The following is a 9,096-nucleotide window of genomic DNA, read 5'->3' as shown; positions in this document are numbered from 1 at the left end:
ATCAAGGTCCTGCGCAGCTCCACCACGACCGCCTCCTGAAACGGGGTCAGGTTCGTCTGCAGACGGTGCGCCGTGTGCGGACGATCTTCGACGTCGGTGCGTTTCTTCCAGCGTCGGATGGTGTCCTCCGACACCCCGAGTTCCCGGGCAAGACGCCTCACCGGCAGGTTCGAGCTTTGGATGTAGCGCCGGGTCGCAGGGGTCGTGGTGGCGTTCTTGTGCAGTCGAACCATCATGACTTTTGCCTCCGTAGTTCCTCGATCAGCTCACGCATCGTCTCGCGACCTATGAATAATGCACGACGTCGCGGATCAATGCAATCGTCCGGGACCTGACACTTATGGGTTACCATTGAGTCGATGAGCTACCAGATCAAAGAACTGCTTCTACCTGACGGCAGCAAGAAGCGCCAGCAGAAAGACATCGACGAAGCGCTCGCCCTGTGGGAAGACTACAAGCGCCGCAAGGCACGAACGACAAAAGGAGCGTGAAGCATGGCTCTGACCCGTGATTTCAAAGAAACCGTGGCTGCCCGTGTACAGAGCGATCCGGCGTTTGCCCAGGCATTGCTCGATGAGGCGATCACCCTGTTCATCGACGGCGAGCCTGACACTGCCAAGCTGATCCTGCGCGACCTGGTCAACGCCACGGTCGGCTTCGAGTCATTGGCAGAAGAAATTCACAAGCCGGCCAAGAGCCTGCACCGGATGCTGTCGGCCTCGGGCAATCCGACGATGAGCAACATCTCGGCGATCTTTGCGGCCATCAAGCGCGCGCTGAAGGAGGAAGTCCGCACCCGCGTGGTGACGGTGTAGCCGGGTTCTCGGCAAGCGCGCAAGTCGGCCTCGATCGCCTCGACGCCGAGGTGAAGCCATTGTTCAACCAATTGCACGGCCATGCTGCACCGTAGGGCATCGCCAACCCCTTCGGCGTAGGCCAGGACGTTGGTGTCGATAGCGATGTCAACACCGATCAGTCCTCGTACAACTCGTTGCGTGTCCAGTTTCGGGCGCCACTGGCCGTTTGCTGACGCAGCCGCTCGAGCAAAGCGCGCCTGGCGACTTCCCGCTCGCTGCCACCAGAGCGTGCAGGAGCAATGGTGGCGACAGGCTTGCCTCTCGAGAGCACCGTAACGACTTCACCGGTCGCGACATCGCGCAGCACCTTGGAAAAGTGGCGTTTGGCGTCAGCGGCTGAAATGGTTTTCATCTGGCTCCTCACAAGTAGTATTCAACACTTGTCATGCGTGCCGTCAAGGCGGCGGATCAATGCAATCGTCCGGGACCTGACACCTACGGCTCATGGATTCGGCATGGCGACAGAATCGCCCTGCCTTCTCCCCTCGCCTTATCATTCATATGATGAGCAGGGGCAGCCTGAAGTCGACAGATCATGCCTGCCTGAAGAAGACAATTCCTGACTGCCTGACGGTGAGATGCTCTGACTGCCTGAAGTTGCGGCAATCCTACCGCCTGACGTTGCGGGTTTATTCCGTAAGGATATTGTTCATCCCATCTGCCATGATGGTTTTTCCCAGCTTTCCCCGCCTGCGGTCGCACCAGCGCAGCCAGCGGTATGTCGCCGACTCGAACGCCACGCTACGGATTCTGTTCGCCGAGAGCTCATCGCCCGCACCCTTCCCCGATGTCCGTGTTGCGGCAGGCAAAGGCGGAATCTGTGACACATTAAAATCAATGGGCGATGGACGGCCAGGATTCTGGGACAACGGGCACGCCCTCCGCACGGCAGGCGGAAGCGGGAGGACCGTGCCGTCTGGTCAGAGGCGGAAGTCGCTCGGGGAAGAAGTCGCAGGGACGAGGAAGTACGCGCAGTCGATAGGAGCCGCAGGCTCCGGAATCAACCGAACACCTCCTCGAGACGCGTCGCGTCGAGCACGCGGTCGGCCCAGGTCTCGAGCTCCTCGCTCGACGCCGAGCGCAGGCGCTGCTGCGCCCATTCGGGCAAGGATCCGAAGCGGCGGGTGAGCTGGCGCTGCAATACGAGGGCTTCACCTTCGAGCCGACCTTCGAGCCGACCTTCGGTCTTGACCTCTCGTTCCCACTGCTTGAATCGTTCGGCCAGTTGCATGGTGATCTCCCCCAGGTCGTGGGCTTCGGGTACGTTCAGTTCCGGACGCAGGTCGCGCAGCAGATACTCGCGAATCCAGACGCTCAGGATGCGTTCGAGTTCCGCATCGTCGGCAAACCAGCGGTGCAGCGCCTCGATGAACCGGGCCAGATCCCGCGGGCTCTGCTGGCGCTCAAGCCGGATGGTGGCGGCGACCACGTTCTTCAAGCCGGCAAGCGCTTCGTCACTGTAGGCGTTCTCGTCGATGAGCAGATACGCCATCCGCGGCAGGTAGCGGGCAATGAGCCCCGGCGGGTCCTTGGGCAGCAGCTCGGCGATGTCGGTGGCGGCGCTCCAGGGCGTATCTCCCGTGTAGAAGACGATGGGCAGCACCGGCGGCAGGTGCCGGCCCGTGATCTGCCCGCCCTTGATGAGGTCCTGGTAGAGCAGCCCCACGTAGGTCATGAGCCGCACTGCCATCCAGCGGTCGACGCCGCTCTGGAATTCGATGAGGAAGTAGAGGTAGAGCTAGTCTTCCTCGGTTCTCACCCGCCAGACGACGTCGTCGGCGCGCTCGCGCAGGTCTTCGCTCACGTAGCTTGCGTTCATGCGCTCGAGCGTGGAGAAGTCCAGGCGCTTGATCTCCTCGTCGGGGATGAACCCCTCGACGAGGTGGCGCACCACCTTGGGCGAGGAGAAGAGGTGCTTGTAGCTGGCGTCGTGGCGGGCGTTCATGAGGGTCATTGTAACCCGGCCTGCCGGATCGAACCCATCCGATCCAAGGCAATCGCATCAAGTTCCCGGAAGGCCGAGAAGCGCCTGGCGGTAGGCGTTGGAGGAAGCGGCGAGCTCACCCCCGCCGCAGCACCCCCGGCGTGCGAAAGCGCACGATGCGCCGGTACAGCCACACGTAGAGCACCGCGAAACCCAGCGTGAAGCCCATCAGCACGTAGGTGTGCCGCCAGAAGAGCACCGCCGGGATCACCGAAGCCGAGCACAGCAGCCACAGATAAGGGGAAGTGGCCGAATTGCGCCGCACCAGCGCCTCCGCCTCGCGCCCGCCGGCCCAGCGCACGATGCGGCGGAATACCAGCGTGTGCAGATGCAACGCGTCCGGCAATCCGGGCGAAGTATCCCGCACTACCTTGCGCCGGTAGATGGAAAACACCGTCTCGAACACCGGATACACCACCAGGAGCATGGGAAACCACGCCGACACCTCCGGGTGCCGCCCCACCAGCAGCACCGACACCTCGCCGATCAGAAACCCCACCAGATACGCCCCGCCGTCGCCGAGGAAAATGAGCCCCCGCGGGTAGTTCCACAGGAAAAAGCCCAGCAGCGCCCCCACGCTGGCGATGCACACGTTCCACAGCAGGTGGTCCCCCAGCACGTAGGCCACGTACCCCAGCGCCGAGAGGATCATCACCCCCACCATGCCCGCCAGGCCGTTGAATCCGTCGATGATGTTGATCGCGTTGGCCACGCCCCCCACCGCCACCACCGTCACCGCCAGCGCCACCGGGCCGTAGCGGAGCAGGTCGTCGACGAGCGGCACGTCCACCCGCGTGAGCGCCGCCCCCAAAAGCCAAAACCCCAGCGCCGCCGCGCCCATCGTAAGCGCAAGCCGCGCTCCCACGCCCACGCGCTTGGTCATGTCCTCGGCAAGACCCCCGGCGAACGCCGGAACACCGGCCGCGAGCAGCAGGGCGAACTCGCGCGCGATGCCGCGACCGTCGAGCCACAGCACCAGCGCCGCGGCTACCAGGCCCAGCGCCACGCCGACTCCGCCCACCCGCGAGACCGAATGGCGGTGAAACTTCTGCACGCCGGAAAAATCATCGTCGACGGAAAGATGCCCATGAAAGCGGTGCCACCGGATCACCCCCAGCGTCGCCAAGAAACTCACCAGAAACGCCATCAAGAGAACGATCATCGCCGCCTAACCCCCCACCCCGAGCAGCGCCATCAGCCGCCGGTTGATTTCGCGCACATCGAAGCGCTCCTCGGCCAGGCGCCGGCTCTGCGCCCCCATCGGCCCGATTGCCTCCGGATGCGCCACGAACCACAGCATGCGCTGCGCAAGCGCCTCCGCGTCGCGCACCGGCACGAGAAAGCCATTCACCCCATCGACCACCGTCTCGCGGCAACCGGGCGCGTCGGTGGTGATCACCGGCCGGCCCATCGCCATCGCCTCCTGCGTGCTGCGCGGCACCCCTTCGCGATAAGAAGGCAAAACATAGACGCTCGCCTGCGCGAGCCACGGCTGCACCGGCACGTGCCCCGGCCATTCGATCGCCCCTTCCTGCACCCACCGCCGCACCTCGCCTTCCGTGAGTGCTCCAGGGTTGTCGTCCAGCCCACCCAAGAGCACGAAGCGCACCTGCGGATGACGCGCCTTCACCCGCCGCGCCGCCTCCACGTACTCCACGATCCCCTTCTCCCGCAGCAGACGCGCCGCGAGCAGAAACGTCACTGGCTCCGTCACCGGCGGAGCCGGGCGCCATTGGTCGAGGTCGACGCCGATTCCGCCAAGGCACACCACGTTCTCGGGTTTGGCCCAGCGCAGGCGGATCGCCATTTCCTCATCGTCCGGGTTGAGCACGATCAACGGCTTGGCCATCGGCAAGGAAAAACGGCCAAGCGTCACCACTGCCTGGCGGATCAGCCGCTTGCGCCGTGAAGCTTGCCCCTCTTCTTCGATGAAAGAAAACCCCAAGCCTTCGAGCATCGCCACCCGCCTGGGTACGCCTGCCAAGCGCGCCGCAAGCGTTGCGTAGATCGTGACTTTGACGATGAAGCTGAAACACACATCCACGCCCAAGCGCCTCAGCGTTCGCGCCAGACGCACGATGTCCGCCACCTCCCGCATTGGATTGCCGAACGCCCGGGTGATCGAAAAATCCACCGGCTCCGCCCCCAGCGCCCGCACCCGCTCCCGCGCCGCCGCGTCGTAGTCCGGCGCAAAGGCGAACACCTCCGCCCCCGCCGCCACCAGATCCTCGATCAGCGCCCCGCGGAAATTGAGCAAAGAAAACGCCTGGTTGCCGATTAGGGCGATCCTGGACATCAACCCATCCCTTCAAATATAGTGATAAGATTAAAAGTGCTCAAATTCTATTCTTGTAGATCTCCAACCAACGCATTACTGCCCTATCGAGCGAGTAGAACTCAACGACTCTTTCGCGCGCTCGCTTCCCAAGCGATCTGGCCTCATCAGGGTCGAGTTCCAATGCCTTTTTCAATGCCTCTGCCAGCGCGATAGAGTCTCGTATTGGCACGATAAATCCAGTATCTCCCAATACTTCACTGACCCCTCCCGCATTAGTTGCGACGACCACCTTCTCGCAAGCCATCGCTTCTGCCACCACCAAACCAAAACCTTCCCATTCGGAAGAAAGGACAAAAATATCTGCAGCATTGAGCCAGTCTTCGACATTGCGTTGGATACCAAAGAAATGGACGTGATCAGAAATTCCAATTTTAGCCGATTCACGGACAAGAGCGGATTTAAGATCTCCGTCTCCAATAATCCAAAGCTGCGTGCAAATATCATTTTTCAGAACAAAAGAGTATGCTCTAAGCAAATTAAAGTAATCCTTTTGTTTAACCAATCGACCTATGGAAACGATGATTTTCGTATTTTCATCGACCCCATTTTTTGATCTCAACGCCCGACGGGCAGCAACCGATGATCGAAAACGCTCCGTGTCAATTCCGTTTGATACCGCCAGCATCGAGCCGGGAGCAACGGCGCCTTTAGCTTCGAAAGCCAGCACAGCTTCTGCACTAACGTTTGTCGTAACATCGGACAGGCGAGCAGTTGCTCTGTATGCAAACATGCGTAGTTTTCCGCCTTCGTTCGTATTGTGCGCAGTGCAAATAAGCCTTGGAATACGGATGCTCAGCCGAACAAGACGTGCCAGGATGTTAGCGTGAAACATGTGACTATGAACGACATCAGGAGAAAAAGATCGGATGATTCGACGGACGTCGAAGTATGCTTTGATGAACCCACTGACAGATTTTTTAATTTGAAGACCAATTATATCAATTGCTTTCGAATTTGGAATCGTCAGCGCGGGTCCCGTAAGATAACAGATCGCAACTTCATGCCCTTGCCGTGAAAGGGCATCTGCAATATCAACGACCTGACGCTCCGCACCGCCAATGCCGAGTCCTGTAATTAAAAAAAGCACTTTCATTGAGATGCTCTTCGAAATATTGCATAAAACAAACATTGAATGGCACGTATCGCACACTTGGATTTTCTTATTAACGAATCCTCTCTAAATATCTGAGATCTATAAAAAAGACCAAACCCTCGTGGGTTTTTTCTCAAGTTGTACTTAAAGTTAGCAGTATATCCATCGGATAAATATTCACACAAGTAAATTGCTTTATTCGGAAAAAAAATAATTTCCCCTTCATCGCCAATACTGTTCCAGACATAGAGCTCAGGAACGAATTTTTCCCCATCAATTACAGGAAACGGATGAGCGCGAAGGGATTTTGTGCGAAATACGTATGCCAAGTCTCCACCAAAGAATCTCCCCGCCTCAGATGGATGCATGAATAATGGTTTGTCTTCAACGATAATCTTGCCGACAAGATCATGATTAAAATATGCTCTTCGATAGCATAATCAAGATAAATCTTTATTATCGTAAGCATGAATATCATTAATTACTACTTCAATCGCATCCTTGACAAGTGCGTCATCACTGTCGATATTTTTAAACCAATCCTTTGTTTCGTCCGTACTGCCATCATCTACCAGAATCCATTCGAAGTCTTTTGAAGTCTGTGACTTGAGGCTTTCACACAGACGAGGTAGAGTATGATATCTGTTATACGTTGGGGTAAGGACAGTGATCATCCTATTGGCTTCCTGATTATTGTTTTCATGATCAAGAGGAAAAATTTTCCTCCATAGCTAAACCGATTTCTAAATAAAAGAAGCAATCTTTGAATCTTATTGCAATGGGGAAATCTTAGGTACTCAGAAAACAATCTTTTTGACTCATCTTCAAGGTCATTTTGATATGCCTCAAAGAATGCGCGCTTCTCTTCGTAGTGCTTTAAAGTGAGTACAGGTCGAGAAAAATCAAGCGTCCTTCGTATAAAAGAAAGTAATTTATAATCAATATTACCCGTCACGTTGTTTTCGTGCTGCCTGTAAAGCATCAATGGTTTTTGAAGAAAGTAAACCTTGCCAAAAGAATGCGCCAGCAGAGAAACAATGTCATCGTGCATGAAAATGATGTCAGCTTTGTAATTAGCAGCCAAGGAACAAAGTTTTTTATTGAAAAGCATCGAACAACCTTGATACCCACCATTAAAGAACAAAAATTCATTGAGTGTTTTTGCGTGATGGCGGGAGACACTCTGCACCGTAATTACACCATCTTTATCCGAGTATCCATATGCATCGCAATAAACCAGTGACGGCGTATCAGGATCGAAGTGCTGTTCCGCATAATGAAGCAGATTCTCAAGCTTTCGTTCCAACCAGATGTCGTCCTGATCGCAGAAAATCGCATAAGGAGCCGTTACGTTTTTAGTTAATAACAAAAATCCCTTTCCTGGACCGAGATTTATTTTCTCTTCATTTTCAACCACGCGGATTCGATGATCATTTCTAGCAAACTCATATATTATGTTCAATGTATTATCGGTAGAGCCATCATCTCTAATCCATAAAATCCATTCATCATAAGTTTGTTGCTGCAGGGAAAGTATCTGATTTCGCAGGTATCGTTCGCCGTTATATGTAGCCATGAGAATATCAACCGACATCAAACCTTCTCCGTGACACGATAAATATAAAGGCAAGCATTATGGCTTCTTGAATGTGCTGTGATAACATCATCAGTAACGTTTCTGCGAAAAACTGTCCAACCAGACAGATTGAAATCATTGCATACAATCCCAAATAATAGCCTTTATTCATGACGGCAAGCCAAAAAAGAATACAAAACAAAAATGCATAGAATAATGCTCCCACTGCGACCCCAATCAGCGAGAAATCATGTAAAAAAGGCTGCATTACAGTATAAACATTTGTAGGAAATGGAATATAAACATAATCTGAAATCACATCAATAGGGGCTGGACTCAACCCAAAGAAATTTCCCATCGCATAGAAAAATCTAAAGACATATGGTGCGGTATATTCTGACACGACAGGCTTTACATAACCGAGAGCGACTATGGGTGAATAAACGTACGTTGCCAATACATCCAGAAAACCTGCTTCGTCTTGTTCTCCCTTACGTATGAAGTGCACGACAAGCATAAGCACGAATGTTCCACAGACGATTGCGGCTATCCTACCCATACGAATCCTTCCTTGAAGCCCTTTTATGATGCTCCAAGCAAGAATTGGCGTCAGCACAGCAAACTTCCCCATGGTTGCAATCGCATATGACATCATCCATATCCAACAGATTATGCGCAAATGGCGGTTACGCTTGTGCGTATAAATGTGCTCAAAGGTAAAGAGTGCGAAGATGAGTGGATAGAAACGCCCGACCGTACCGAGCGGCTCAAAACCTTCAAGCCCATTCGAGGAAAGACGCAGGTTCAGAAAAAAATGTTCTGGCCCGCTGCTTCCAACAACCCAAATTCTGTACCATATCCATACTACTAGCCCAAGAAGGAGGTAAAAGTAGTTGTCAGGTCCCGGACGATTACGTGGCACTTTTATGAAAAGTTCCGGTTTTTCTTTGTACCATCTTTTCATGGCCTCGATGGGCGGGACATGCCCCAGGGCTTTCTGGGGAATGTGGTGATTGTACAGCCAGACGTAGCGATGAATCGTTGCCTCCAGCGCTTCGCGGCTGTCGAAGCGATGGGTGGCGAGTACCTCGCTGATGCGCCCATTGAAGCGCTCGACCATGCCGTTCGTCTGCGGACGGCGAGGTTTGGTCAGCCGATGCTCGATGTCGAGCGCCTGGCACAGTTCATCGAAGGCATGCGTTCCCGTAGGAGTACGCTCGCCGCGGGTGATGAAGCGGTCGGTGAACT

Annotated in this window: 10 protein-coding genes and 3 pseudogenes; 2 read left to right on the top strand and 11 right to left on the bottom strand. The window is 55.0% G+C overall.

Annotated features, from left to right (window positions below; all coding sequences use genetic code 11):
* The coding region (locus ASC37_RS11050) for a helix-turn-helix domain-containing protein (protein WP_141654680.1) at positions 1-236 on the bottom strand (236 nt) is incomplete at its 3' end.
* 123 nt (positions 237-359) lie between these two features.
* Between ASC37_RS11050 and ASC37_RS11845 the strand changes: the two genes are divergently transcribed.
* Both ASC37_RS11845 and ASC37_RS11045 read left to right on the top strand, forming a co-directional pair.
* Complete coding sequence (locus tag ASC37_RS11845; RefSeq protein ID WP_267885684.1) at positions 360-491, top strand: type II toxin-antitoxin system RelE/ParE family toxin; 132 nt, start codon at positions 360-362, stop codon at positions 489-491.
* A gap of 3 nt (positions 492-494) precedes the next feature.
* Complete coding sequence (locus ASC37_RS11045) at positions 495-815, top strand: helix-turn-helix domain-containing transcriptional regulator (RefSeq protein ID WP_055424418.1); 321 nt, start codon at positions 495-497, stop codon at positions 813-815.
* 157 nt (positions 816-972) lie between these two features.
* On the opposite strand, the gene ASC37_RS11040 is transcribed toward ASC37_RS11045, so the two are convergent.
* The 10 genes and pseudogenes from ASC37_RS11040 to ASC37_RS11790 all read right to left on the bottom strand — a co-directional run.
* Positions 973-1,209, bottom strand: coding sequence for a type II toxin-antitoxin system Phd/YefM family antitoxin (locus ASC37_RS11040; protein ID WP_055424417.1), 237 nt, complete (start codon positions 1,207-1,209; stop codon positions 973-975).
* A 648-nt stretch (positions 1,210-1,857) separates the two neighbouring features.
* Complete coding sequence (locus ASC37_RS11800) at positions 1,858-2,088, bottom strand: DUF4351 domain-containing protein (RefSeq protein ID WP_232424767.1); 231 nt, start codon at positions 2,086-2,088, stop codon at positions 1,858-1,860.
* Positions 2,089-2,196: 108 nt separating this feature from the next.
* Positions 2,197-2,802: pseudogene (locus ASC37_RS11795) on the bottom strand (Rpn family recombination-promoting nuclease/putative transposase); the annotation flags it as partial.
* 115 nt (positions 2,803-2,917) lie between these two features.
* Positions 2,918-4,003: an MraY family glycosyltransferase gene (locus tag ASC37_RS11025; RefSeq protein WP_055424414.1), complete on the bottom strand. Its 1,086-nt coding sequence runs from the start codon at positions 4,001-4,003 to the stop codon at positions 2,918-2,920.
* A 6-nt stretch (positions 4,004-4,009) separates the two neighbouring features.
* Entirely contained in the window at positions 4,010-5,137 is a 1,128-nt protein-coding gene (locus ASC37_RS11020) for a glycosyltransferase family 4 protein (RefSeq protein ID WP_072248010.1), read from the bottom strand.
* A 40-nt stretch (positions 5,138-5,177) separates the two neighbouring features.
* Entirely contained in the window at positions 5,178-6,272 is a 1,095-nt protein-coding gene (locus ASC37_RS11395; protein ID WP_072248009.1) for a glycosyltransferase, read from the bottom strand.
* A 524-nt stretch (positions 6,273-6,796) separates the two neighbouring features.
* Positions 6,797-6,946: pseudogene (locus ASC37_RS11965) on the bottom strand (glycosyltransferase family 2 protein); the annotation flags it as partial.
* Positions 6,943-7,866, bottom strand: a complete 924-nt coding sequence (locus ASC37_RS11385) for a glycosyltransferase family 2 protein (protein WP_072248008.1) — start codon at positions 7,864-7,866, stop codon at positions 6,943-6,945. The pseudogene ASC37_RS11965 and the gene ASC37_RS11385, both read right to left, overlap by 4 nt.
* The gene (locus ASC37_RS11585) at positions 7,856-8,770 is read right to left on the bottom strand and encodes an O-antigen polymerase (protein ID WP_232424766.1); all 915 of its coding nucleotides are present in this window, start codon (positions 8,768-8,770) and stop codon (positions 7,856-7,858) included. Before ASC37_RS11585 ends, ASC37_RS11385 begins: the two co-directional genes overlap by 11 nt.
* Positions 8,744-9,096 (bottom strand): annotated as a pseudogene (locus ASC37_RS11790) (integrase core domain-containing protein); the annotation flags it as partial. The pseudogene ASC37_RS11790 and the gene ASC37_RS11585, both read right to left, overlap by 27 nt.

This window comes from Tepidiphilus thermophilus, from assembly GCF_001418245.1.
Taxonomy (GTDB): Bacteria; Pseudomonadota; Gammaproteobacteria; order Burkholderiales; family Rhodocyclaceae; genus Tepidiphilus; species Tepidiphilus succinatimandens.
The sequence above is the reverse complement of the archived record's forward strand: the minus strand, read 5'-3'. Positions and strand labels throughout refer to the sequence as shown.